The organism is Actinomadura nitritigenes (genome assembly GCF_017573545.1).
GTDB lineage: Bacteria > Actinomycetota > Actinomycetes > Streptosporangiales > Streptosporangiaceae > Spirillospora > Spirillospora nitritigenes.
In genome coordinates, this window is the sequence record NZ_JAGEOK010000006.1 from 316,962 (window position 1) to 341,640 (window position 24,679).

Annotated in this window: 24 protein-coding genes; 19 read left to right on the forward strand and 5 right to left on the reverse strand. The window is 73.1% G+C overall.

Annotated features, from left to right (window positions below):
• Positions 1 to 9 precede the first annotated feature (9 nt).
• From folB to J4557_RS11335, 3 genes are read left to right on the forward strand one after another with little or no spacing between them, the layout of a single operon-like run.
• Entirely contained in the window at positions 10 to 375 is a 366-nt protein-coding gene (gene folB / locus J4557_RS11325; RefSeq protein ID WP_208266431.1) for a dihydroneopterin aldolase, read from the forward strand.
• The gene (gene folK / locus J4557_RS11330; protein WP_208266432.1) at positions 372 to 959 is read left to right on the forward strand and encodes a 2-amino-4-hydroxy-6-hydroxymethyldihydropteridine diphosphokinase; all 588 of its coding nucleotides are present in this window, start codon (positions 372 to 374) and stop codon (positions 957 to 959) included. The genes folB and folK overlap by 4 nt, the downstream gene beginning before the upstream one ends.
• Positions 956 to 1,429, forward strand: coding sequence for a DUF3180 domain-containing protein (locus J4557_RS11335; protein WP_208266433.1), 474 nt, complete (start codon positions 956 to 958; stop codon positions 1,427 to 1,429). The genes folK and J4557_RS11335 overlap by 4 nt, the downstream gene beginning before the upstream one ends.
• Before the next feature lie 45 nt (positions 1,430 to 1,474).
• On the opposite strand, the gene J4557_RS11340 is transcribed toward J4557_RS11335, so the two are convergent.
• Positions 1,475 to 2,623, reverse strand: coding sequence for an NADH-quinone oxidoreductase subunit D (locus tag J4557_RS11340; RefSeq protein WP_208266434.1), 1,149 nt, complete (start codon positions 2,621 to 2,623; stop codon positions 1,475 to 1,477).
• Positions 2,624 to 2,702: 79 nt separating this feature from the next.
• On the opposite strand from J4557_RS11340, the gene J4557_RS50845 reads away from it, so the two are divergent.
• Positions 2,703 to 3,434, forward strand: coding sequence for a PH domain-containing protein (locus tag J4557_RS50845; protein ID WP_208266435.1), 732 nt, complete (start codon positions 2,703 to 2,705; stop codon positions 3,432 to 3,434).
• A gap of 263 nt (positions 3,435 to 3,697) precedes the next feature.
• Positions 3,698 to 4,954: a PH domain-containing protein gene (locus J4557_RS11350; RefSeq protein WP_307799655.1), complete on the forward strand. Its 1,257-nt coding sequence runs from the start codon at positions 3,698 to 3,700 to the stop codon at positions 4,952 to 4,954.
• A 129-nt stretch (positions 4,955 to 5,083) separates the two neighbouring features.
• Here J4557_RS11350 and J4557_RS11355 read toward each other — a convergent pair whose 3' ends face one another.
• On the reverse strand, positions 5,084 to 5,923 hold the full coding sequence (locus J4557_RS11355; RefSeq protein ID WP_208266437.1) for an alpha/beta fold hydrolase: 840 nt from the start codon (positions 5,921 to 5,923) through the stop codon (positions 5,084 to 5,086).
• Between the two features lie 99 nt (positions 5,924 to 6,022).
• Between J4557_RS11355 and J4557_RS11360 the strand changes: the two genes are divergently transcribed.
• Positions 6,023 to 6,469 (forward strand): MarR family transcriptional regulator, encoded by a 447-nt coding sequence (locus J4557_RS11360; protein ID WP_208266438.1) that lies wholly within the window; start codon positions 6,023 to 6,025, stop codon positions 6,467 to 6,469.
• A gap of 748 nt (positions 6,470 to 7,217) precedes the next feature.
• Positions 7,218 to 8,426, forward strand: coding sequence for a cytochrome P450 (locus tag J4557_RS11365; protein WP_208266439.1), 1,209 nt, complete (start codon positions 7,218 to 7,220; stop codon positions 8,424 to 8,426).
• Positions 8,427 to 8,535: 109 nt separating this feature from the next.
• Here the strand turns inward: J4557_RS11365 and J4557_RS11370 are convergent, their stop codons facing one another.
• Positions 8,536 to 9,561, reverse strand: a complete 1,026-nt coding sequence (locus tag J4557_RS11370; RefSeq protein WP_307799658.1) for an SAM-dependent methyltransferase — start codon at positions 9,559 to 9,561, stop codon at positions 8,536 to 8,538.
• A 119-nt stretch (positions 9,562 to 9,680) separates the two neighbouring features.
• Between J4557_RS11370 and J4557_RS11375 the strand changes: the two genes are divergently transcribed.
• The 6 genes from J4557_RS11375 to J4557_RS11400 all read left to right on the forward strand — a co-directional run bounded on the left by J4557_RS11375 (position 9,681) and on the right by J4557_RS11400 (position 16,599).
• Positions 9,681 to 10,844 carry a sensor histidine kinase gene (locus J4557_RS11375; protein ID WP_208266440.1) on the forward strand — a complete coding sequence of 388 codons (1,164 nt, stop codon included), beginning with the start codon at positions 9,681 to 9,683 and terminating at the stop codon, positions 10,842 to 10,844.
• A 170-nt stretch (positions 10,845 to 11,014) separates the two neighbouring features.
• Entirely contained in the window at positions 11,015 to 11,761 is a 747-nt protein-coding gene (locus tag J4557_RS11380; RefSeq protein ID WP_208266441.1) for a response regulator, read from the forward strand.
• Between the two features lie 154 nt (positions 11,762 to 11,915).
• Positions 11,916 to 12,218, forward strand: a complete 303-nt coding sequence (locus J4557_RS11385; RefSeq protein WP_208266442.1) for a chaplin family protein — start codon at positions 11,916 to 11,918, stop codon at positions 12,216 to 12,218.
• A gap of 431 nt (positions 12,219 to 12,649) precedes the next feature.
• Positions 12,650 to 12,937 (forward strand): chaplin family protein, encoded by a 288-nt coding sequence (locus J4557_RS11390; RefSeq protein ID WP_208266443.1) that lies wholly within the window; start codon positions 12,650 to 12,652, stop codon positions 12,935 to 12,937.
• A 352-nt stretch (positions 12,938 to 13,289) separates the two neighbouring features.
• Positions 13,290 to 14,063, forward strand: coding sequence for an ABC transporter ATP-binding protein (locus tag J4557_RS11395; RefSeq protein WP_208266444.1), 774 nt, complete (start codon positions 13,290 to 13,292; stop codon positions 14,061 to 14,063).
• Between the two features lie 4 nt (positions 14,064 to 14,067).
• Entirely contained in the window at positions 14,068 to 16,599 is a 2,532-nt protein-coding gene (locus tag J4557_RS11400) for an ABC transporter permease (RefSeq protein WP_208266445.1), read from the forward strand.
• Between the two features lie 285 nt (positions 16,600 to 16,884).
• Here J4557_RS11400 and J4557_RS11405 read toward each other — a convergent pair whose 3' ends face one another.
• Positions 16,885 to 17,148 (reverse strand): hypothetical protein, encoded by a 264-nt coding sequence (locus tag J4557_RS11405; RefSeq protein ID WP_208266446.1) that lies wholly within the window; start codon positions 17,146 to 17,148, stop codon positions 16,885 to 16,887.
• A 326-nt stretch (positions 17,149 to 17,474) separates the two neighbouring features.
• Between J4557_RS11405 and J4557_RS11410 the strand changes: the two genes are divergently transcribed.
• From J4557_RS11410 to J4557_RS11435, 6 genes are all read left to right on the forward strand, one after another.
• Positions 17,475 to 18,413, forward strand: coding sequence for a Rossmann-like and DUF2520 domain-containing protein (locus J4557_RS11410; protein WP_208266447.1), 939 nt, complete (start codon positions 17,475 to 17,477; stop codon positions 18,411 to 18,413).
• A gap of 158 nt (positions 18,414 to 18,571) precedes the next feature.
• Positions 18,572 to 19,438, forward strand: a complete 867-nt coding sequence (gene panC / locus J4557_RS11415; RefSeq protein WP_307799660.1) for a pantoate--beta-alanine ligase — start codon at positions 18,572 to 18,574, stop codon at positions 19,436 to 19,438.
• Positions 19,438 to 19,854, forward strand: coding sequence for an aspartate 1-decarboxylase (panD, locus tag J4557_RS11420; RefSeq protein ID WP_173096882.1), 417 nt, complete (start codon positions 19,438 to 19,440; stop codon positions 19,852 to 19,854). Before panC ends, panD begins: the two co-directional genes overlap by 1 nt.
• Before the next feature lie 158 nt (positions 19,855 to 20,012).
• A complete protein-coding gene (locus J4557_RS11425; protein WP_208266449.1) occupies positions 20,013 to 21,731 on the forward strand; it encodes an L-aspartate oxidase in 1,719 nt (572 codons plus the stop codon).
• Positions 21,728 to 22,585, forward strand: a complete 858-nt coding sequence (gene nadC, locus J4557_RS52175; protein WP_208266450.1) for a carboxylating nicotinate-nucleotide diphosphorylase — start codon at positions 21,728 to 21,730, stop codon at positions 22,583 to 22,585. Before J4557_RS11425 ends, nadC begins: the two co-directional genes overlap by 4 nt.
• 14 nt (positions 22,586 to 22,599) lie before the next feature.
• A complete protein-coding gene (locus tag J4557_RS11435) occupies positions 22,600 to 23,382 on the forward strand; it encodes a type III pantothenate kinase (protein ID WP_208266451.1) in 783 nt (260 codons plus the stop codon).
• Here the strand turns inward: J4557_RS11435 and J4557_RS11440 are convergent.
• A complete protein-coding gene (locus J4557_RS11440) occupies positions 23,357 to 24,634 on the reverse strand; it encodes an MFS transporter (RefSeq protein WP_208266452.1) in 1,278 nt (425 codons plus the stop codon). The genes J4557_RS11435 and J4557_RS11440 overlap by 26 nt on opposite strands.
• Positions 24,635 to 24,679: the final 45 nt, after the last annotated feature.

Genomic DNA, 24,679 nt, shown 5'->3' on the forward strand with positions numbered 1-24,679 from the left:
CTGGACCGCATGGAACCGGACCGCATAGAACTGCGCGGCCTGCGGGCCCGAGGGCGGCACGGCGTCCTGCCCGCGGAGCGTGAACTCGGGCAGGAGTTCGTGGTCGACGTGTCGCTCGGCCTCGACACCCGCCCCGCGGCGGAGACCGACGACCTGTCGCGTACCGTCGACTACGGCACGCTGGCCGGCCGGCTGGTCGCGGCCGTCGAGGGCGAACCCGTCGACCTGATCGAAACGCTGGCCGACCGGCTCGCGAAGATATGTCTGGAGGACCCGGCGGTGGTGGAGGCTGAGGTCACCGTCCACAAGCCGAGCGCCCCGGTGCCGCATCCCTTCACGGACGTCGCCGTGAAGATCAGGAGGAGTCGCCCATGACAGCGTCAGACCGCATGCCCGACCGCACCGCGACCGGCGGCCACATGCTGGTCGCGCACCGCGTCGTGTTCTCGCTCGGCAGCAACCTCGGCGATCGCCTGGACAACCTCCAGGAGGCGGTCGACGCGCTGTTCGACGCCCCCGGCCTGGAGTTCGTTGCCTGCTCCCCGGTCTACGAGACGGCCCCGTTCGCTCCGCCCGGGGAGACTTTGCCCGAACAGGGCGACTACCTGAACATCGTCGTGGTGGCCGACACCAGGCTGGCGCCGGAGAACCTTCTCGAACGGGTGCTCAACATCGAGAACTCCCTGCGCCGCGTCCGCGAGGTCCGCTGGGGGCCGCGCACGCTCGACATCGACATCGTGGTGTTCGGTGACATCTCGTCCGACAACCCCGACCTGACCCTCCCGCACCCGCGCGCGCACGAGCGGGCGTTCGTGCTCGTGCCGTGGGCCGACATCGAGCCGGACGTGCTCCTGCCGGGGCACGGCCGCGTCGGCGACCTGGCCGAGGCGAAGCAGGCGGAAGGGGGCCCGTCGGCCGTTCGCCGCCGGGACGACCTGACCCTGCAGCAGCCTGCATGAGACCCTCCCGCCCGCTGTTCCTCGTCGCCCTGGTGATCGTCGTCGGGCTGATCACCTGGGCGGTGCTGCGTTCCGCGTACGTGTCGCTGCCGCCGCTGCCGTGGACGGCGGTGCCGACGCTGCTGCTGCTGGCGCTCGGCGAGGCCTTCACCGGCTACAACCTGCTGCGCCGGATCCGCCGAAAGCCGAACACCAAACCGGTGGAGCCCCTCGTGGTCGCGCGCATGGCGGCCCTGGGCAAGGCCAGCGCGCACACGGCCGCGATCATCGCCGGCGTCTTCGGCGGGTTCGCCGGCAGCCTGGCGGACTCGCTGGACAAGTCGACTCCGCGCCACGACTTCTTCGTCAGCGTGGGCACGTTCCTGGCGGCAGTGGTGCTGGTGGGCGCGGCGTTCTTCCTGGAGTACGCGTGCCGTGTGCCCAAGGGCCCCGACGAGGAGGAACGAGACAGGAACGCCTTCAGGGCGTGAGCCGCCGCAGCCGTCCCCGGCGGGGGCGCCGCTACTTGTCGGCCGCTACTTGTCGATGTCGCCGACGACGAAGAACATCGAGCCGAGGATCGCGATCATGTCGGCGACCAGGTTGCCGGGCAGCAGTTCGGCCAGCACCTGGATGTTGTTGAACGACGCGGACCGCAGCTTCATCCGCCACGGCGTCTTCTCGCCACGCGACACCAGGTAGTAGCCGTTGATGCCCAGCGGGTTCTCGGTCCAGGCGTAGGTGTGCCCCTCGGGGACCTTGAGGACCTTCGGAAGCCGCTGGTTGACGGGCCCCGGCGGCAGTTCGGCGAGCCGGTCCAGGCACGCGTCGGCGAGGTCCAGTGACGCGTACACCTGGTCCAGCAGGCACTCGAAGCGGGCGAGGCAGTCGCCCTCCTGCCGGGTGACCACGGGCACGTCGAGCTCCCCGTAGGCGAGGTACGGCTCGTCCCGGCGCAGGTCGAAATCGAGACCGGACGCCCGCGCGATGGGGCCCGACACGCCGTACTGCAGGATCTGCTCCTGCGTGAGGACCCCGACGCCGCGTGTGCGCGCGCGGAAGATCTCGTTGCCCATGATGAGGTCCGCGATGTCACCCATCCTTGAGCGCACCTCGGAAACGGCGGTCCGCGCGCGCGCCGTCCAACCGGCGGGGAGTTCCTCCTTCAGCCCCCCGACGCGGTTGAACATGTAGTGCATGCGGCCGCCGGACACCTCCTCCATCACCCGCTGCAATGTCTCGCGCTCACGGAAAGCGTAGAAGATCGGTGTGATCGCGCCGACCTCCAGCGGGTACGAGCCCAGGAACATGAGGTGGTTGAGGACGCGGTTGAGCTCGGCCAGCAGCGTCCTCGTCCACACCGCGCGGACCGGTACCTCCATGCCGAGCATCCGCTCGACCGCGAGCACCACGCCGAGCTCGTTGGAGAACGCCGAGAGCCAGTCGTGCCGGTTGGCCAGCACGATGATCTGCCGGAAGTCCCGCACCTCGAACAGCTTCTCGGCGCCCCGGTGCATGTAGCCGATGATGGGCTCGGCCCCCGAGATGCGCTCCCCGTCCAGGGTCAGCCGCAGCCGCAGCACCCCGTGCGTGGACGGGTGCTGGGGGCCGATGTTCAACGTCATGTCCTCGGTGGCGAGCTCCTTGGCGCCCGCACCGATCCCGACGATCCGCTCGGTGGTCATGGTCGCGTCTCCGCCGCTCCGATCACCGCTTCATGGTCCCATGGCGGGCGGCGGCCGTTATCCGGTTGACTAGGGGGCAATGAACCCGAGCCACGGCGAACCGCCGTACGAGCCCGCCGCGCAACCTGGATACCAGGACGCGGCGCACCCTGCCGCGCCGTCCGGGCCGGGACAGGGCGGCAATCCGCAGGACCCCGCGGGCCCGCCGCATGGCCGGCCCGACTTCGTGCCAGGCGCGGGCGGGCAGGTGCCGCCCGGCGGCGGCCCGCAGCAGCCGCAGCACCCGGGCGCGCCCGCCGCGGTGCCTCCGACGTACAGGGCCGACGAGGCGTTCGCCCCTGGCGGGGGCCTCCAGTGGTCGACCATCTCCGCGCGGCACGCACCGCACAGGCTGCTCACCGCCGTGCTGTGGGCGGTCCCCATCGGGGCCGTGGGCGCGGTCCTGGTGTGGCGCAACGGGGGCGCGGTGGCCGCCGTCATGTGGCTTGCCGCAGTAGCGCTGGTCACCGTCGTCACGTGGGTCATGGCGGAGCTCGACCGCCGGTCCTTCGGCTACGTCGAGCGTGCGGACGACCTCGTGGTGACCCACGGCGTGTTCGTCAAGCGGCTCATCGTCGTCCCGTATGGCCGCATGCAGTTCGTGGACGTGACCGCGGGCCTGCTTGAGCGGTGGATGGGGATCGCCACGGTGCGCATGCACACCGCGGCCGCGGCGACGGACGCGGCCATTCCCGGCCTGCCCGCCATGGAAGCCGCACATCTGCGCGATCGTCTCGCCCAGAAGGGCGAGGCACGGAGCATGGGCCTATGAACGGCCCCTATGGCCCGCCTCCCGGCGGTCATGGCCGCCCGTACGGGCCGTCCGGTCCTTATGGGCCGCAGCGGCCGGGTCCTTACGGGCCGCCCCGTCCTCCGTATGGGCCGCCTCCTGGTCCGTACGGTCAGCCCAGGCCGCCTTACGGGCCGCCCCAAGCGTACGGACCCCCGCCCGGATATCGGCCGCCTCCGCCGCCGGTCCGGTTCTCCGAGGGCACGCACCGGCTGCACTGGGCGACGGCACCACTGCGCGCCTTCGTGTTCCTCGTCGTCTACTTCGTCCTGCTCGGCTTCCCGCTGCTGCTGACCCAGACGAGCGGCGGCGTCACGCTGGAACTGACTCCCGCGGTGCTGACCCGCTTCTTCGCCGTGTCCTTCCCCATGATGGTGATCGCTGCCGTTTCCGGCCTGTGGACGTGGCTCGCCCTGCGCTTCCGCATCGACGGTGACGACCTCGTGGTGGAGACGGGCCTGATCCGCAAGGGCAAGCGCCGCATCCCGCTCTCCCGCATCCAGGCCATCGACGTCGTCCGCCCGCTCGTGACGCGCGTGTTCTCCCTGGCGGAGGTCCGGGTGGAGCTCGCGGGCGGCGAGCAGAGCGAGATCGCGCTGCGCTACCTCGGACGCCAGTCCGCCCAGCAGTTGCGCGCCGAACTCCTCGCGCGCGCGGCGGGCCTTCCCGGGACCACGCCGGAGGCGCCGGAACGGCACATGTGGCGCGTCCCCTTCGGGAACCTCCTCGCCTCGCTGATCCTCCGCCTGCCCGTGCTCGGTACGGGAATCCTCTTCTTCGCGACCCTGGTCTTCCTCGTGGTGTACGCCGAGGGCGGCATCCTGGCGGTCACGCTGCCCCTCGTGCTGGGGCTCATCCGCGCCGTCATCGCGCCGCTGGTGATGTACGCCAACTTCACGGTCGCGATGTCACCGGACGGGATACGGCTGCGGTACGGGCTGCTCGAGACGCGGATGCAGACGCTCCCGCCGGGCCGCATCCAAGCCGTCAGCATCGTCGAGCCCGCCATCTGGCGGAAGATCGGGTGGGCCCGCGTCGAGGTGACCGTCGCCGGCTACGCGGGGGAGCGGGAGGCGCTGTCCTCGACGCTGCTGCCGATCGCGCCGAGGCACGTCGCCATGCATCTCGTCACGCAGGTCTTCCCCGGCACGCACGTGGACGCGGTGCCGCTCGTCCCCGCCTCGTCGAAGGCGATCGCGATCGACCGGGCGGACGGGGCCGGGGCCGACGACGTGGTGTTCGTGGCCCGGCACGGCTGGCCGTGCCGCCGTACGGACGTGATCGCGCATGCGCGCGCGCAGAGCGTCCGCCTTACCGTGAACCCGGTACAGCGCGTTTTCGGGCTGGCCACCGTCCACGTGGACGCGCCGCCGGGACCGGTGCAGGTGGCGGCCTCCGACCGGGAGGTCGGCGAGGCCCGGGCGATCGTCGAGTCGGAGGCGCGCCGCGCCCAGGCCGCCCGCAGCACCGCGGGAGACCCGGCCCACTGGGCCGCGCGCTGACCGGTTATCCACAGAATCACGTTCGCCTTTCCTGTCCGTTCGGCGCCGTCGAGCATGGGTGGCGGTCGTCCTCCTTGAAGCAACGGGGACGGGCGACCCTGCGCCTGGAGGGCGGAGCCGGTCGGCGGATCAGGAGGTCAGCGTGAACAGTTCGTGGACGCGTGCGGCGAAGCCGGTGGGGAACGAGGTGTTGCCGTTGTGGCCGCCCGGGAACTCCTCGACCGGGCGCCCGAGCAACGCTGCCAGTTCCACGGCGCACTGGTGGTTCCAGGCGTTCTTGGAGTCCTTACCGGCGGCGGGGATGATCCGGGTGTGCGCGGCGGCGGCGCGGACCTCCGCGGCGCCCAGCCTGTCCACGCGGCACTGCGGAATGTCGTTGGCCAGGTAGTAGCCGAAGTTGGCGGCGCGCTCCTCGGTCATCGGAGCCGTGATGACCCCGGCCTCGGTCTCGATCCGGGCGGGGTCGAGGCCGGTGAGCGCGGCGGCCAGCGGCACGGCGGCGCGCCAGCCGTCCGCCCGGTAGGCGGCCTCGATCTCGCCGAGCCGGCGTTCGATGCCGGCCCGGTCGCTGTCCCGCAGTAGGCCGGGGGTCGCGGGGTCGTGGGCGATGAGGGCGGCGAGCCGGCCGGGGTGAGCGGCGGCCAGGTGCAGGCCGTACAGGGCGCCGAGGCTGCAACCGAGCATGAGGGCGGGCTCGTCGGTCAGCGCGGAGAGCAGATGGTGGACGTCCTCGGCGTGCGTGGCGGGCGTGACCGGGACCGAGGGGTCGTCCACCCGCGTCCGGGAGAGGCCCCGGCGGTCGTAGGTGACCATCGTGTAGTGCTCGGCGAGCCGGTCGACCAGGTCGGCGGTCCGGCGCGCGTCCCCCTCGCCGCTCTGCCCGATGACCATCAGCGGGCCGTCCCCGCGGACTTCGTAGTACACCTCGGCGCCGGGCACCTGCAGCATCGCCCTCTTGGTCGCGTTCATCCGTCGTCCTCCGCATCGGTCGGGTTCACCGGCGGTCGGCGAACACATCTCTATAGATACATCGAAATAGATATATCTGTCCAGATGTAAGTTGGGGGCGTGAACGGAGTCGAGCTGTTCCTGCTGGGGCGGACGCTGATGAAGATCGGCGAGGAGGCCATGCCCGCACCGCGCGGCGGTCCGGCGGGCGGGACCCGGGCGGTCCTGATCGTGCTGAGCGACATCGTCGGCCATCCGGACAGTGCCATCGGGGAGATCGCCGAGCGGACCGGGCTGCCGCAGAGTCAGGTCTCCACGGCGGTCGCGCGGCTCAGGAAGACGGGGTCGGTGGTGACCGCCCCCGACCCGGACGACCGCCGCCGCTCCCTGGTCCGCAAGGCCGACGAGGTGTCCGAGCGCGTGGCCGAGGTGCACGCCACCACCATCGACGCCGCCCTCACCGCGGCCCTCGGAGGCAGCGAGCACCTCGCCGAGGTGACGAACGCCCTCGACGTGCTGGCCCGCCGCCTGACCCCGGAGAGCCTCGCCCACCTGCGCTCGCCCTGACCCACCTGCGCTCGCTAGGTCTGTTTGCGCTCCCCGCGGCCCACGTGCACCCGCCCCGATCCACGTACGCCAGCTGTGGCCCCGCCTGCGTCGCGACCCGCGTGCGCGCGGCGTAGCGCGCCGCGCCGCGCCGCGCGCTTGGGCTCGCAGTGATCCGTTCGCGTTCGCCGTGGCCAACTTTGGGCCGCGTGGGCTTGCTCGCCGTGGTTCGCGTGGGTCTGCCGTGGCCGGCCGTGGCTCGGGGTGGCGCGCCGGGTGGCTTGCTACCCGCTTGGGCTCCCCGAGGCCACGCGTGCGCCGGCTGTGGCCCCGCCTGCGTTCGTCGTGGCCGCATGCGTTCGTCGCGGCGCGCCTGGGCTCGTCGTGGCGCGCCGAGGGTTTGCTGCCCGCTTGGGCTCTTCGTGGCCGTGTGCGCCCGCTGCGGCCCCGCCTGCGTTCATCGCGGTCAGCCTGGGGGTTCAGCTTGGCGCGCCGGGGGCTCGCCAGCGCGCTTGGGCTCTTCGTGGCTGGCGTGCGTTCGCGTGGCCGACCCTGGCTCGTCGTGGTTCGCGCGTGGGCGGGTCGCCCGCGTCCTGGGCTCGCGTGGGCTTTCTGTGGCCTGCGGGGCTTGCCGCCTGCTGGGTTTGTTGTGGCGCGGCTGTGTTCGTCGTGGCCGATCTTGGCTCGCGGTGGGCTTGTCGGCGCTTGGGCTCGTCGTGGTCTGCTTGCGGTCGCTTGGGGGTGGGGGCGCTGGTCGTATTGTCGGTGGATGAGCGATTTGGGGTATGAGCCGTGGGCGTCGGGATTCGTGGCGGATCCGTATCCGGTGTTCGCGCGGCTGCGGGAGGAACGGCCGGTGTTCTTCCACGAGCCGACCGGGCAGTGGGTGATCAGCCGGTACGCGGACGTCGACGCGCTGCTGCGCGACCGGCGGCTCGGTCGCTCCTACCTGCATGTGGCCGGGCACGAGGAGTTCGGGCAGGAGTCGGAGCCGGATTTCCTCAAGCCGTTCTGGGACCTCATCCGGGCCGGGATGCTCGACGTCGAGCCGCCCACCCACACGCGGCTGCGGCGGCTGGTGTCCAAGGCGTTCACCGCGCGGATGGTCGAAGGGCTGCGGCCGACGATCCGGAGGCTGGCCGGGGAACTGGCCGGGACGCTCGCCGTCAAGGGCGGCGGTGACCTGCTCGCCGAGGTCGCGGAGCCGCTGCCGGTCAACGTGATCGCGGAGATGCTCGGCGTGCCCGTGGCGGACCGGCCGCTGCTGCGTCCCTGGTCCGCCGACATCTGCGGCATGTACGAGCTGAACCCGCCGGAGGAGGTGCAGCGGACGGCCGTCCGGGCCGCGGTGGAGTTCTCCGACTACCTGCGGGACCTGGCCCGGTCGCGGCGCCGGGAGCCGCGCGACGACCTGATCAGCGCGCTCGCCCAGGTCGTGGACGAGGGGGACCGGCTGACCGAGGACGAGCTGATCGGCACCTGCGTCCTGCTGCTCAACGCGGGCCACGAGGCCACGGTCAACGCGACCGGCAACGGCTGGTGGGCGCTGTTCCGCAACCCCGGCGAGCTGGAGCGGCTGCGCGGGGACGGGTCGCTCGTCCCCACGGCCGTCGAGGAACTGCTGCGGTACGACACTCCGGCGCCGATGTTCGAGCGGTGGGTGCTGGAGGACATCACCGTGGCGGGCGTGGACATCCCGCGCGGGGCCGAGGTGGCGCTCCAGTTCTCCTCCGCCAACCGGGATCCGGCCGTCTTCGCCGACCCCGACCGGCTCGACCTCGCCCGGGACCCGAACCCGCACATCACGTTCGGCCTCGGCATCCACTACTGCCTGGGCGCGCCACTGGCCCGGATCGAGCTGGCCGAGTCGCTGTCGGCGCTGCTCCGGCTGGCCCCGGGTCTCCGCGCGGTCTCCGAGCCGGAGTGGAAGCCCGGGTTCGTCCTGCGCGGCCTCCAGGCCCTGCACGTCGAGTGCTGAACCGCCCTCGGCCCTGGACGGCCTTCAGGGACTCGTAGGAGTGGATTCGCTCTCGTCCACCGTGCGGGTGGTCGAACATCGGTCGGCCCGGTGGAGGGGAGATCGCAGGTCAGTTGGTCGGCGGCGCGGCCAGGGACGGCGGCAGCGGGATGCCGACGGTCTGCGCGAGCCACCCGAAACCGCCCAGGCCGGACGGGTCGAGGAGTTCCGCGTCCTCGCCGGCGCGGCACAGGGCGGCGACGTACCCGCGCGGGTCGGTGTGGGCCATCGCCAAGGGCGGCCGGGCGCCCGACAACCCGAGGGCGAGGAGGGCGGCGCGCTGGGTGGTGAGGAGCGTGGACGTGGCGCCGGCCCGCTCGCCGGCGGTGGTGCAGGCGTCCAGGGCCACGTGCGCCGTCACGTCGCACGAGCCGTCCGGGACGGCCGGGACCGTGGCGCCGTCGCGGTAGCCGGTGAGGGTGCCGTACGGGGGCCGCGAGTCGCGGGCGTGCGAGTAGTCGACCGCGATCGCGAGGCCCCGGTCGAGGCGTCCGATCACCGAGGCCCACGCGTTGCAGCGGGGATGGCCGATCTCGGCGCGGTCCCCGGGCTCGCGGAGGGGCCACCAGCGGTCCAGCCAGTCGCGGTCCTCGGCGGACGGCTCGCCGCCGGGGCGCTCGCCGCCGCTGGACGGGTCGACCAGCACGGTGCGGACGCCGTCGGGGGTGCGCTCGACCACGTCGAGGGGGATGTTGTCGAGCCACTCGTTGGCCACGGCGAGGCCGGTGATGCGGTCGGGGAGGTCGGCGCGCCAGGTGACGGACGCCGGGATGTCGGAGGGGCGTGGTGCTATCTCCACGGCGGTGGGCGCGAGGCGGGAGGTGATGCCGGACGGGAGACCGGCCAGGATGTTGCCGAGCAGGCGGCCCGAGCCGGCGCCGATGTCGACCAGGTCGAGCCGGTCGGGGTGGCCGAGGGCGGTGTCGACGTCGACCAGGAGGCGGGCGATCGCGGCGGCGAAGCGCGGTGAGGCGTGCACCGAGGTGCGGAAATGCTCGGCGGGGCGCTCGCCCCGACGGTAGAAGCCGCCCTCCCCGTACAGTGCCCGCTCCATCGCGGTGCGCCATGTCAGCCACTCGGTAACCAACGCCGCCACGACCGTGACGTTACCGTGCGGCGGCCGCCGCACGGTCCCGCCCGGACCATCCTTGCGGCGGACGGCGGTCCGACCTGCGGCTGATCCCGGTCCGACCTGGCGCTACATACGCTGTGCGCATGGTCGGGAGGTTCTGGGACTGGCTGCGCGGCAGGAAACCCCTGGTCGACGCCTTTTTCGCGACCCCGGTCGTGCTGCTCTCCCTCCCCGCGTGGCTGGGCGACACGCAGGCCGTGCCGAGGCTCGAGTACCTGGCGTTGACGGTCGGGCTCGTCGCGCCGCTGGTGATGCGGCGGACGTTCCCGCGGACGGTCTTCGCCGTGCTGGCGCTGATCTGCTGCGTCCAATGCGTCGCCGGGATCGTCCCGATCCCGGCGAACATCGCCGTCCTGATGGGCCTGTACACCGTCGCGGCGGACTTCGCGTTCCGCTGGGGGCTGGCGGCGGCGCTGATCGCCGAGCTGGGTGCGGTGATGGCGGCGCTGCGGTACGCGTCCGGGCGCGGCGACCAGCGGTCGACGCTGCTGATGCTGTCGGTGCTGGTGGCGGGCGTGTGGATCCTCGGGCTGCACATCCGGACGCGCCGGGCGTACCTGAGCTCGCTGGAGGAGCGGGCGGCACGGCTCGAGCAGGAGCGTGACGCCGAGGTGAAGATGGCGATGGCGGCGGAACGGGCCCGGATCGCGCGGGAGCTGCACGACGTGGTGGCGCACAACGTCAGCGTGATCGTGGTGCAGGCCGACGGCGCGTCGTTCGCGATCGACACGGACGTGGGCCGGGCCCGGCAGGCGCTGGAGACGATCTCGCAGACGGGCCGCAACGCGCTGGCGGAGATGCGGCGGCTGCTCGGGGTGCTGCGGGAGAGCGACGACGCGGGGGCGTACGCGCCGCAACCGGGCGTCGCGCAGCTGGACGACCTGGTCGAGCAGGTGCGCTCGTCGGGCCTGCCGGTGTCGTACGAGGTCGCCGGTTCGCCGCCGGACATGTCGGAGGGCCGGCAGTTGACGGTGTTCCGGATCGTGCAGGAGGCACTGACCAACACCCTCAAGCACGGCGGTCCGCGCGTCGCCGCGACGGTCCGGCTGCGGTACGCGGGGGACGCGGTCGAGGTGCGGGTGCACGACGACGGGCGCGGCGCGGCGGCGGTCGACGACGGGCGGGGCCACGGGCTCGCGGGGATGCGGGAGCGCGCGGCGGTGTACGGCGGGAGCGTCCACGCCCAGCCGTGTCCCGGCGGCGGCTTCGAGGTGGTCGCGCGGATCCCGACGGGGGAGGCGGCGTGAGTGGTGGCGTGCCCGCGTGAGCCGTGGCGCGGGGCGTGAGCGCTGGACTGGAGCCTGACCGGCACCGTGTGGAGCGATGCGGGGAAGGCGGCGTTCGGGTGGGAGCGTAGGACGTGGAGGGCGGGCGGCAGGCGTGCCGCGGGACCGAGTCCGCTGTGAGGAGCGACGTGATGGAGCTGGACGACGAACTGGACGCCGGGCCGATCCGGGTCGTGCTGGTGGACGACCAGGAGCTGGTGCGGGCCGGGTTCACGATGGTGCTGGACGCCCAGCCCGACATCGTGGTGGTGGGCGAGGCGGGGGACGGGCAGCAGGCCCTGGACCTGCTGCGGACGACGGCGGCCGACGTGGTGCTGATGGACGTCCGGATGCCGCGGATGGATGGCATCGAGGCGACGCGGCGGGTGGTGTCGGGCGAGTGGGCCGGGTCCGGTCGCGGCGGGGACGGCGGTGACGTGGACGGCGCGCCGAAGGTGATCATCCTGACCACGTTCGACCTGGACGAGTACGCGTTCGCGGCGATCAAGGCCGGCGCGGGCGGATTCCTGCTGAAGGACGCCGGCCCGGCGCAGCTGATCGAGGCGATCAAGGCGGTGCACTCGGGGGACGCGGTGGTGGCGCCGAGCACCACCAAGCGGCTGCTCGACCGGTTCGCGCTGCACCTGCCCGACACCGAGGCGAAGGCGAGCGGCGCGCTGGAGAGCCTGACCGAGCGGGAGGGCGAGGTGCTGCGGCTGGTGGCGCGCGGGATGTCGAACGCGGAGATCGCGGGCCGGCTGTTCGTCTCGGAGGCGACGGTGAAGACGCACATGGGCCGGATCCTGATGAAGCTCGGGCTCCGGGACCGGGTGCAGGCGGTGGTCTTCGCCTACGAGACAGGCCTGGTGAAAAGCGGTCAAAGCGGCGACGCTTGGTAAGTCATGATCATCTTGTGGTGATCAATTGCCGTCCTGCTGGGCCGCAGCAGGACCGCACCTGAACGTAGCGGGGTAGCTACCGTACGCGACGCCCCCTGAGGGCGGCTTCGGAATCATTCGCTTCGGGCCGTCGGCCCGGTACGGGAGGACTCTCGTGTTCAAGAAGCTCGTCGCCACCGGCATCCTCGGGTTCGCGGTGGCCGGATCGGCCCTGGGCGCGGCGCCCGCGTACGCCGGCGGCTGGGACCACGACCACGGTCATGGCCACGGCCACGGCCATCACCACGGTGGCCAGTTCAACGGCAACCACACCAATGGGGCCTTCTCCATCCTGGGCGGCAACCAGGTCAACATCCCGATCTCGGTCCCGATCGACGTCTGCGGCAACGCCGTCGGCGCCGTCGTCGGCATCGCGGCCGCCCACTGCAAGGGCGGCGCGTCCGTCGACAACGGCTGATCGGCCGCGCCGGGCGCGCAACGGCCCGGCACCGAAGCGCCGGAGGTCCCACGGGACCTCCGGCGCGTTCCCGGTGACCGGCGCTCCCTGCCGTCGCCGGGGCCGGTCACCGAGTGGTGAAACCGGCATCGCGGGCCGGTTCGGCCCATGGAAGCGTCGGCGAAACCGCGCCTGAGGCACATCTCGGTGACCCGGAGCCGCCGACGGCGCGCGGGTGGCCGTGCTCACTTCCGCGACACGTCCGGCGAATGCGGGCAAAACGGTTACGCTTTGTAACAGCACGATCACTCGTTGGCGACTATTTGCCGTCATGCTGGGCCGCTCTATTGGTTTACCGGAGAGTAGCTGGGTAACTACGGTACGCGACGCCCTCTGAGGGCGGCTTCGGAAATATTCGCTTCGGGCCCTCGGCCCGGTACGGGAGGACTCTCGTGTTCAAGAAGCTCGCCGCCACCGGCATCCTCGGTTTTGCGGTCGCCGGTTCGGTTCTGGCCGCGGCCCCCGCGTACGCCGGGGGCTGGGACCACGGCCATGGCCACGGTCATCACCACGGTGGCCAGTTCAACGGCAACCACACCAGTGGGGCCTTCTCCATCCTGGGTGGCAACCAGATCAACGCTCCGATCTCGATCCCGATCAACGTGTGCGGCAACGCCGTCGCCGTCGTCGGCATCGCGGGCGCGGGCTGCAAGGGCGGCGCGTCCGTCGACAACGGCTGATCGGCCGCGCCGGGCGCGCATCGGCCCGGCATCGAGGCGCCGGAGGTCCCACGGGGGCCTCCGGCGCCTTCGCGTCCGCGGTCGCGCCGTGCTCCGGGGACGCCCCGGTTACCGGATGCGCTGGTCAAAGCGGGCGGGCCGACGGATCGGCGGCGGCGAGGCGGCGGCGAGGGAGCGGCGGGCGCCTGCGGCGGGTCGGCGGAAGGGCGGACGGGTGTGTACGCCTCAGGTCGTACGCCGCGCGCCGGAGCAGCCGGAAGGCTGACACGGAGCGGAGCCGCTCGGCCGATGGCAGCGGCACCGCGGATTCCTAGCGTTGATCACGGTCGTATCCGTCCACGAAGGAGTCGCCGTGACCAGCACGTTCACCAGCCCGTCCGGGGGAGCGCCCCATGCCGCGGCACCGCCGGCGGTCGCCGCCACCGGGGTGTCCAAGGTGTACGGGTCGGGCGACGCCGCCGTGCGGGCGCTGCACGATGTCAGCGTCGGGTTCGCGCGCGGCGCGTTCACCGCGATCATGGGCCCGTCCGGGTCAGGGAAGTCCACGCTGATGCACTGCCTGGCCGGGCTGGACACGGTCACCGCCGGGCGGATCGTGCTGGGCGACGCGGAGATCACCGGGATGGGCGACCGGCAGTTGACGATGCTGCGCCGCGACCGCGTCGGGTTCGTGTTCCAGGCGTTCAACCTGCTGCCGACGCTCACCGCGGAGCAGAACATCCTGCTGCCGCTGGAACTGGCCGGCCGCAAGCCGGACCGGGCCTGGTTCGACCAGGTCGTGGACGTGGTGCGGCTGCGGGACCGGCTCGGGCACCGGCCGAGCGAGCTGTCCGGCGGCCAGCAGCAGCGCGTCGCGTGCGCGCGTGCGCTCGTCGCCCGCCCCGAGGTGATCTTCGCGGACGAGCCGACCGGCAACCTGGACTCGCGCGCGGGCGCCGAGGTGCTCGGCTTCCTGCGCGCCTCGGTCCGCGAGATGGGCCAGACCGTCGTGATGGTCACCCACGACCCGGTGGCGGCGTCCTACGCCGACCGGGTGGTGTTCCTGCGCGACGGCGAGATCACGTCCGAGCTGCTGGGGCCGACGCCGGAAGCGGTGCTGGACCGGCTGAAGAGCCTGGGGGCCTGACCCGATGCTGAGGACGACGCTGGCGGGCCTGCGGGCCCACAAGCTGCGCCTGCTGCTGACGGCGGTGGCCATCACCCTCGGCGTGGGCTTCATCTCCGGCACGTTCGTGCTGACCGACACGATGAACCAGGGCGTCGCGCGGACGTTCGCGAGGTCGGCCGACAAGGTCGACGTCGCGGTGCAGCCCGAGGCGAGGACGGTCACCGGCCCGAAGGACGAGCCCGGCATCCCGCTGGACGTCCTGGACCGGGTCAAGGCGGTGCCCGGCGTGACGCAGGCGCAGGGCACGGTGCGCGGGGACGCGGCGCTGGTCGGCAAGGACGGCAGGACCGTCGGCGACCTGCCGACCGTCGGGATCTCGGTGCCGTCCGGGAAGCTGCTGCGCTACGACGTCACCAAGGGCAGGACGCCGTCGGGCGCGTCCGAGGCGGTGCTGGGCAAGGACCTCGCGGACCGGTCCGGCTACAAGGTCGGCGACGCGGTGACGGTCCTGGACCACGCGAACCGCCCGCACCGCTTCACCGTCGTCGGCCTGGTCGACTTCGGCATCGACGAGGAGGCGTCCGCCCGGGGCGGCGTCGGCTTCGACGCCGCGACCGCGCTCGCGATGACGGGCGTGAAGAAGTACACGGAGATCGACGTCCTGGGCGGGACCAAGCCGGCCGTGAAGGCGGCGGCCGGCGGCAGGTACGAGGTCTACACCGGCAAGGAGCTGGGGAAGCGGCTCGCGGACGCGGCGGGCGCCAAGACCGAGATCATCCAGGCCGGCCTGCTGATCTTCGGGCTGGTCGCGATGCTGGTGTCGGCGCTGGTCATCTACAACACGTTCTCCATCCTGATCGCGCAGCGGATGCGGGAGATGGCGCTGCTGCGCTGCGTCGGCGCGACCCGGCGGCAGGTGTTCGGCGGCGTCGTCACCGAGGCGTTCGCCGTCGGGCTGGTCGGGTCGGTGCTCGGCATCCTGGTCGGGGCCGGGCTCGGCGCCGGAGCGGTCACCCTCATGAGCCGGATGAACGACAGGGTGCGGATGGACGGGCTCGCCCTGTCCGCCCGGACGATCGTGATCGGCCTCGCGGTGGGCGTGGTGGTGACCGTGCTGTCCGCGCTGCTGCCGGCGCGGGCGGCGACGCGGGTCGCGCCCGTCGCGGCGCTGCGCTCGGAGGCGGAACCGGGCGGCGGCCGGTTCCGGCTCGGCCCGATCCGGACGGCGCTGGCCGTGCTGCTCGGCGCGGCCGGGCTCGGGATCGGCGTCATGGGCTCGGTGACCATGGAGAAGGGCCCGACGGCGATGTACACGGTCGCGCTCGCGGGGGCGGTGTTCTTCCTCGCCGTGGTGACCGCGATGCCCGCCCTGGTGCGCCCGCTCGGACGCCTCGCCGGGGCCGTCCCGGCGCGGCTCGGCGGGGTGCCGGGGCGGCTCGCGGTGGCGAACGCGCGCCGGTCCCCGCGCCGCACGGCCACCACGACGATCGCGCTGACCGTCGGCATCGGGCTGATGAGCCTGTTCGCCGTCGTCGCGGCCAGCGGCAAGGCGACGTCGGCGGAGAAGCTGGCCGAGCAGTACCCGGCAGAGTTCCAGGTGCAGGCCCGGACGGGCGACGGCGGCGGCCGGGCGCCGCAGGGCCTCACCGAGGCGCTCCGGAAGCGTCCGGAGTTCGCCCGCGTTTTCGAGCTGCTGGCCAAGGACACCGAGGTCGACGGCAAGAAGACGGCCGTCGCGAGCCTGACCGGGTCGGCGCTCGGGACGGTGCTGAAGCCGAAGCTCGTGCACGGGTCGGCGTCCGCGCTGACCTCGGCCGGGCTGAAGCCCGGGACCGGGATCGTGGAGAAGCAGGTCGCGAAGCGGCACGGGATGAGGGTCGGGCAGACCGTCCGGGTCCGGGCGGCGCACGGCACCGTCCCGGTGCGGATCGTCGCGGTGTTCAGCACGCCGGCGACCACGCTCGGGGCGCTGGTCGTCCCCGAGACGGACTTCTCCCGCTACTTCACCGCGCCCGACGACTCGGCGATCTACATCAAGGACCGGGACGGGGTGCCGGCCGCCGCCGCGCGCAAGGCCGTCGAGGTGGCGGCGCGCCCCTACCCGGCCGCGAAGGTGTACTCGTCCGCCGAGTTCGAGAAGAGCGTGAGCGACTCCATCGACATGATGCTGATGATCTTCGCCGGGCTGCTCGGGCTGGCGATCGTCATCGCGCTGTTCGGGATCGCCAACACGCTGACGCTGTCGGTGGTGGAACGGACCCGCGAGTCGGCGCTGCTGCGCGCCCTCGGCCTCACCCGCCGGCAGCTGCGCCGGATGCTGTCGGTGGAGGCCCTGGTCATGGCCGTGATCGGCGCGGTCACCGGGGTCGTGCTCGGGGTGGCGTTCGGCTGGGCGGCGACCAACGCGATGGAGGACGGGGCGATCTTCTCGCTGCCCTACCTCCAGGTGGCCGGGTTCGTGCTGCTGGCGGGCGCGGCGGGCGTGCTCGCCGCGGTGATGCCGGCGCGCCGCGCGGCCAAGGCGTCGATCGTCGAGTCCCTCGCCCATGACTAGCCGTACCGCTGACCGGCCGTAAGAGGTGACCGGCCGTACGGGGCGACCGGCGTTACGGGGCGACCGGCCGTGCCGGCGGGCGCCGGAAGATCGAGCACGGAATGTGACGAACGCCCGGATTCGGAGAGTCACCGAATCCGGGCGTGTCGCGTGACGGACACTCCCTCCGCCGCGCCGCGGGGACGGCGTTGCGGCGGGGCGAAGGGCCCGCGGGAACCTCCCTAGGGGCGGCCGGGAAGGGTCCGGTCCCGGGCCGCCGGGCGGCCCCGCGGCGGCGTCACCTCGTCACCAGCGGTGCCCGATCCAGCCGGCGGCGCCGCTGTGGTTGTGCCCGTTGTACACGTGGTTGCCGTTGCAGCCCGTGCCGGACTGGCTGCCGACGGAGACCGAACCGCAGGTCACGCCGTAACCGCCGACGATCATGACGTTCGTCGTGTTGCCCACGGCGGTGTTGTGGTTGTAGGTGTCGGCGTTGGCCGGAGCGGCGGCGAAGGCGGTCCCCGCGAGGGTCGCGACGACCGCTCCGGTCTTGAGGGCTGTCCTGATCAACGTCTGCTCCATCTCGTCGGGGGCGGAGCGCCCTGGTCATCGATTGCCATTCACCTTGCGTGACGACGTCGTCACCGTCATGGGTACGCCCCGGTTCCGGACCGCCGCAAGGGTTCACGATCCGTGACCCGCGAAGTGTGACCGGCAGGCCGACGCGGGCGTTACGCCGGGTAGCCGGATCATCACCGATGTGTGATGGTGTTCGTGGCGCCCGTACCGTCAAGGCGTCACCGGAGCACCGGAAGACCCACCGGAACGCGCGCCCGGCGCCCGCGGGTACGCTGGGCGCGCACGTCCGGTACCTAGCTGAGGACTGGAACGAACAGATGGACCCATTCACGCCTGACTCCGCCGCGCCCGGAGACGGGCCGGGGGCCGGGGAGACGCGGCCCGAGGACCGGCCCGCCCGGCTCGCCGTCGGCGTCGTCGGCGCGGGACGCGTCGGCACGGCGCTCGGCGCGGCGCTCGCCCGCGCCGGCCACCGCGTGGTCGCCGCCGCCGCGGTCTCCGACCGGTCCCGCGAAAGGGTGGCGGAGCGGCTGCCCGGCGCCGCCGTCGCCACCCCACAGGACGCCGTGGCCGCCGCCGACCTGGTGCTGCTGACCGTCCCCGACGACGCGCTGCCGGAACTCGCCGCCGGCCTGGTCGCGGCGGGCGTCGACGTCACCGGCAAGCTCGTCATGCACACCAGCGGGCGATACGGGTCCGCCGTCCTCGACCCGCTGACCCGCGCCGGGGCGCTGCCGCTCGCGCTGCACCCGGTCATGACGTTCACCGGGCGGCCCGACGACGTCAACCGGCTCACCGGCATCTCGTTCGGCGTCACCGCGCCCGAACCGCTGCGCCCGGTCGCCGAGGCCCTCGTCGTCGAGATGGGCGGCGAGCCGGTGTGGATCACCGAGGAGCGCCGCCCGCTGTACCACGCGGCGCTCGCCGGCGGTGCGAACCACCTGGTCACGCTGGTCGTCGAGGCGATGGACCTGCTGCGCACCGCGGGTGTCGGCGAGCCCGGGCGGATGCTCGGCCCGCTGCTCGGCGCCGCCCTCGACAACGCGCTGCGGCTCGGCATCGACGGTCTCACCGGCCCCGTCGCGCGCGGCGACGCCGGGACGGTCGCCGACCACGTCGCCGAGCTCGGGAGGGCGTCCGCGGAGAGCCGCCGCGCCTACATCGCGCTGGCCCGCCTGACCGCCGACCGCGCGCTCGCCGCGGGACTCCTCAGACCCGAGGCCGCCGAGCGCCTCCTCGAAGCGCTGGCCGACTGACGGCCGGCCGCCACCGCATGCCGAGCACGCGCCGGACGCCGGGCGCCGGACCGTCGGCGGCAAACGACCGCCGGACCACCGACGAGCACCGACGAGCACTGAGCAGCACCGAGCAGGACCGACCAGGGAGGATCAGTGAGCGAGCCGGAGGACGCGTCGTGACGCCCGTCATCGCCGCGACGCGCGAGGAACTGGCCGCCGCCCGCGCCGGCACGGAGGGCGCGCTGGCGCTCGTCCCCACCATGGGGGCGCTGCACGAGGGGCACCGGTCGCTGATCCGCGAGGCGCGGCGCCGCGCGGACGCGGTGGCGGTCAGCATCTTCGTCAACCCGCTGCAGTTCGGCCCGAACGAGGACTTCGACCGCTATCCCCGGACGTTCGAGGCCGACCTGGAGGCGTGCGCGGCGGAGGGCGCGGACATCGTGTTCGCGCCGTCCCGCGAGGTCATGTACCCGGGCGAGCCCGAGGTCACGGTCAAGTCCGGCCCGATGGGCGAGCGGGTGGAGGGCGCCGCGCGCCCCGGCCACTTCGACGGAATGCTCACGGTCGTCCTGAAGTTGTTGAACCTGGTGCGTCCGGATGTGGCCGTCTTCGGGCAGAAGGACGCGCAGCAGCTCGCGATGATCCGCCGGATGGTCGCGGACCTGAACGTGCCGGTCGAGATCGTCGGCGCCCCGACCGTCCGCGAGCAGGACGGGCTGGCCCTCTCGAGCCGGAACCGGTACCTGTCCGAGGACGACCGGCGCACCGCGCTCGCCCTGTCCAGGGCGCTGTACGCGGGCGTGGACGCGGCGGACGAGGGCCCGGACGCGGTGGTCGCCGCGGCGGCCACGGTGCTGGACAAGGCGGCCGCCGCCGACCCGCCGCTCGAACTCGACTACCTCGTGCTCGTCGACCCGTCCACGTTCCTGCAGGTCACGACCGGTTACACCGGTCCGGCCGTGCTCGCCGTCGCGGGCCGCGTCGGCACCACCCACCTGATCGACAACCTGCCCCTCCAGCTCGTCACCCCGAAGGAGCGCTGATGTTCCGGACGATGTTCAAGTCGAAGATCCACCGCGCCACCGTCACCCAGGCGGACCTGCACTACGTGGGCTCGCTCACCCTCGACCAGGACCTGATGGACGCCGCGGACCTGCTGCCCGGCGAGCAGGTGCACATCGTGGACATCGACAACGGCGCCCGCCTGGAGACCTACCTGATCGCGGGCGAGCGGGGCTCCGGCGTGATCGGGATCAACGGGGCGGCGGCCCGCCTGGTGCAGCCGGGCGACCTGGTGATCATCATCGCGTACGCGCAGATGACCGACGCCGAGGCGCGCGAGTTCGAGCCGCGCGTGGTGCACGTCGACCGCTCGAACACCATCGTCTCCCTGGGCTCGGACCCCGCCGAGCCGGTCCCCGGCGGCGACGGCGTGCGGGGCGACCTCGTGGCGCGCTGAGCACGCGGCAGCAGCGGGTCAGGGCGGCCGCGCATCCCCGGGCGGGGGTGCGCGGCCGCCCTGCCATCTGGGGTTCCACCCCGAAAGCGGGGGGGCGAGCATCCGAGCTCGGCGGGGATAATGTCACAATGACGAGAACCGAACCCCGAGGAGGGCTCATGATCCCTTCCGTTCTCGACGCCCCCGCCCCCGGCTGGACGGTCGACGCCGACGTCGTCGTCATCGGCTCCGGAGTCGCCGGCCTCGTCGCGGCGCTGCGCTGCCGCCCGCACGGGCGCGTCCTGCTCGTCACCAAGGCGCTGCTCGACGCCGGATCCACCCGCTGGGCGCAGGGCGGCATCGCCTCCGCGCTCGCCCCCGACGACGACCCCGAGGACCACCTCGCCGACACCCTCACCGCCGGGGTCGGCCTCTGCGACGAGGCCGCCGTCCGCGTGCTCGTCACCGACGGACCGGACGCCCTCCGCGGGCTCATCGAGCTCGGCGCCGCGTTCGACCGCTCCGCCGACGGCGAGATCGCGCTGACCCGCGAGGGCGGCCACCACCGCAACCGCATCGCGCACGCCGGCGGCGACGCCACCGGCGCGGAGGTCAGCCGCGCGCTGCTCGCCGCGCTGAAGGACTCCGGCGTCGAGGTCATCGAGAACGCCCTGGTCCTCGACCTGCTGAAGGACGCCGCCGGGCGCGCCGCCGGGATCACCCTGCACGTGATGGGCGAGGGCCAGCCGAACGGCGTCGGCGCGGTCCGCGCCCGCGCCGTCGTGCTCGCCACCGGCGGCCTCGGCCAGGTGTTCTCGGCCACCACCAACCCCGAGGTGTCGACCGGCGACGGCGTCGCGCTCGCGCTGCGCGCCGGCGCCGCCGTCACCGACCTGGAGTTCGTCCAGTTCCACCCGACCCCGCTCTGGCTCGGCGAGGGCGCGCGCGGGCAGCAGCCGCTGATCTCCGAGGCCGTCCGCGGGGAGGGCGCCCACCTGATCGACCACTCGGGCGAGCGGTTCATGGTCGGCCGCCACGAGCTGGCCGAACTCGCCCCGCGCGACGTCGTCGCGAAGGGGATCACGAACCGGATGCGGGAGACCGGCGAGCCCTGCATGCTGCTGGACGGCCGGCACTTCGGCGCGGCGATGTGGGAGAAGCGGTTCCCGACCATCCTGGCCGTGTGCCGGCACCACGGCATCGACCCCGTGACCGAGCCGATCCCGATCGCCCCCGCCGCCCACTACTCCAGCGGCGGCGTCCGCACGGACCTGTACGGGCGCACGTCCGTGCCCGGTCTGTACGCGTGCGGCGAGGTCGCCTGCACGGGCGTGCACGGCGCGAACCGGCTGGCGTCCAACTCCCTTCTCGAAGGGCTGGTCTTCGCCGCCCGCATCGCCATCGCCCTCACCGACGACCTGGCCGCCGCCGACTTCGCCGGCCCCGTCGAGCCATCCGCCCCGGCCACCTCGCCCGACACGGTGACCTCGCCCGGCGCGGCGGTGCCGGCCGGGCGCGATGGGGCGGGGGCGCCGGGCGTGGCTCGGGTCGGAGGGCTGGTCGACCCGGCGGCGCGGAACGAGATCCAGCGGATCATGACCTCGCACGCCGGGGTGCTGCGGGGCGCCGAAGGGCTCGACACGGCGGCGCGGGAGCTGGCCGCGCTCCCGCACGGCGCCGCGGAGCCCGGGGTGGAGGCGTGGGAGGCCACGAACCTGCACACCGTGGCGTCCGCCATCGTCGCCGCCGCCCGGCTGCGCAAGGAGACGCGCGGCAGCCACTGGCGGCAGGACTTCCCGGAACGGTCCGACGCGGGCTGGCGCGGGCATCTGGTCACGCGGCTGGCGGGGAACGTCCTGACGACGGCATACGAACCTCTGGAAGGGGACGACCAGTGACACCCGAACTCTCGCAGAAGCTCAAGGACGCCGGGCTCGATCCACAGGCTGTGGAAAACCTCGTCCGGACGGCCCTGGAGGAGGACGGCCCCGTCGATGTGACCAGCGAGCCGATCTTCGCACCGGACGCGACCTCGACCGGGGACTTCCGGGCCCGGGAGGCGGGCGTCGTCGCCGGGATCCCCGTGGCCGCGGTCGTGTTCGAGCTGCTGGACGTCGCGTACGAGGCGAAGGCCGCGGACGGCGACCGGGTCGTCCCCGGACAGGTGCTGATCTCGGTCGAGGGCCCCACCCGGGCCGTGCTGCGCGCGGAGCGGACGGCGCTGAACCTGCTCACGCACCTGTCCGGGATCGCGACCGCCGCGCGCCGCTGGACGGACGCGATGGAGGGCACCAAGGCCAGGGTCCGCGACACCCGCAAGACGCTGCCGGGCCTGCGCGCGCTCCAGAAGTACGCCGTGGCCTGCGGCGGCGGCGTCAACCACCGGATGGGCCTGCACGACTCCGCGCTGATCAAGGACAACCACGTCGCGGCGGCCGGGAGCGTCACCAAGGCCTACGAGGCGATCCGCGCGGTGTACCCGTCGCTGCACGTCCAGGTCGAGTGCGACACCCTCGAGCAGGTCGAAGAGGCGCTCGCGGTGGGCGCGAAGAGCATCCTGCTCGACAACATGACCGACGCGGAGATGGCCGAGGCGGTGCGGATCGTCGCGGGCCGGGCGGAGCTGGAGGCGAGCGGTGGGCTTACCCTGGAGCGGGCCCGAGACGTCGCCGTGACCGGGGTGGACTACCTTGCCGTCGGTGCGCTGACGCACTCGGCGCGCGTGTTCGACATCGGCCTTGACTTCTCCTGACCAGCGGGGACCGGATGCTGCTCACCATCGACGTCGGTAACACCCACACCGTCCTCGGGCTGTTCGAGGGCGAGGAGGTCATCGAGCACTGGAGGATCAACACCGATCCGCGGCGCACCGCCGACGAGATCGCGGTGGTCCTGCAGGGCCTGGTCCAGCAGAGCCCGCTGCTGGCCGAGACCGACATCAGCGGCATCGCGCTGTGCTCCACGGTCCCGTCCGTCCTGCACGAGATGCGGGAGATGTGCCGCCGCTACTACGGCGACGTGCCGGCGGTGATCGTGGAGCCCGGCGTCAAGACCGGCGTCCCCGTCCGGATGGACAACCCCAAGGAGGTCGGGGCCGACCGCATCGTGAACGCGCTGGCCGCCGTGCACACGCACGGCGGCCCCGCGATCGTGGTCGACTTCGGCACCGCGACGACGTTCGACGCCGTCTCGGCGAAGGGCGAGTACGTCGGCGGCGCCATCGCCCCCGGCATCGAGATCTCGATCGACGCGCTGTCGTCGCGCGGCGCGCAGCTGCACAAGATCGAGCTGGTCCGGCCGCGCAGCGTGATCGCGAAGAACACGGTGGAGGCGCTGCAGTCCGGGATCATCTTCGGGTTCGCCGGGCAGGTGGACGGGATCGTCGAGCGGATGTCGGAGGAGCTGGTCGACGAGCCCGACGAGGTGACCGTGATCGCGACCGGCGGCCTCGCGCCGCTGGTGCTGGAGGAGTCCCGCAGCATCGACGTGTTCGAGCCGTGGCTCACGCTGATCGGGCTGCGGCTCATCTACCAGCGGAACACTCCCTGACCTCCGGGACGTCGCGGACCGGGCCCCGCGCGGCGGGCGCCCGGCCGGGGACGCGCGTCTGCCGGGAGACGTAGGCGAGGCACGCGGCCGCCAGCGCCGCCATGGCGGTGAGGAGCGCGCCGAGCGGGACCGCCTTGGCCAGGACGGTCAGCAGCAGCGGCGCGAACATCCCCGCGTACACCAGGGCGTAGGCGACGGCGGTGAGCCCCGCGAGTTCGCGGGGCGAGGCGATCCGGGCGACCTCGCCGAGGCCGTAGGTCAGCACGAACCCGTACCCGGCGCCGAGCGCGACCGCCGCCACCGCGTTGAGCTCGGGCAGGCCGGTGGCGACGGTCAGCGCGGCGAGCAGCAGCCCGCCGATGATCGTGCCGAGGCCGGCGTGGGCGACGAGCCGCGGGTGCCGCCCCTCCAGCCGCCGGGCGACGGGCTGCGCCGCCATGCCGGACGCGAGGGTGAGCGCGGTGATGGCGCCCGCGTAGGCGATCGGCAGGTGGTGGACGGGGACGATCGCGGGCAGCAGCGCGAAGGCGCTGACCGGCGCGGCGAACGTCCAGATGGCGACCGGCGCGATCGTCCGGCGGAAGGCGGGATTGCGAACGCCCGACAACCCGGACCGTTCCCGTCCGGACGTGGCGGGCCCGCCGTCAGGGCTCTCCTCTGAGGTGACCATGTGTGCGCGCGGGACGTGGGTCTCCGGCACGCGGAACGCGGGCGGCACCGTCAGCAGCATGATCAGCAGGTGCGGAAGGTACGCGGTGACCAGCGGATGCGGCGCCCACTGGGCGACCAGCGCGGACACCAGCGGACCCGCGCCGAAGCCCGCCGAGACGGCGAGCGCCGTCATCCGGGTCCCGGAGACGGGCGTCAGCTCCTTCACCCACGCCGTGCCCGCGGCGAGGACGGCCCCGGTCACGACCCCCGCGAGCAGGCGGCCCGCGTACAGCAGCGGCGGCGCCGCGACCCCCGCCATCAGCACCAGCGTGACCAGGGCGGACAGGCACGCGAACGGCAGCGCGATCCGGCGCCTGCCGTACCGGTCGGACGCCGGCCCGCCGAGGACGAGGCCCGGCACGAGACCGAGCGCGTACACGCCGAACATGGCCTGCGCGCCGCCGTCGCCGAGATGCAGCCGGTCGGTGTAGAGCCCGAGCAGCGACGCGAACTGGTTGGCGCCCCAGCCGACCCCGAACATGATCGAAGCGACCGGGAGCCAGCGGGCGGTACCGGACGGAAGGGACGGATCGCTGGTCATGATCCCTGTCTAGAACGTCCCGGGCCGTCCGCCTCCGCCGCTTCG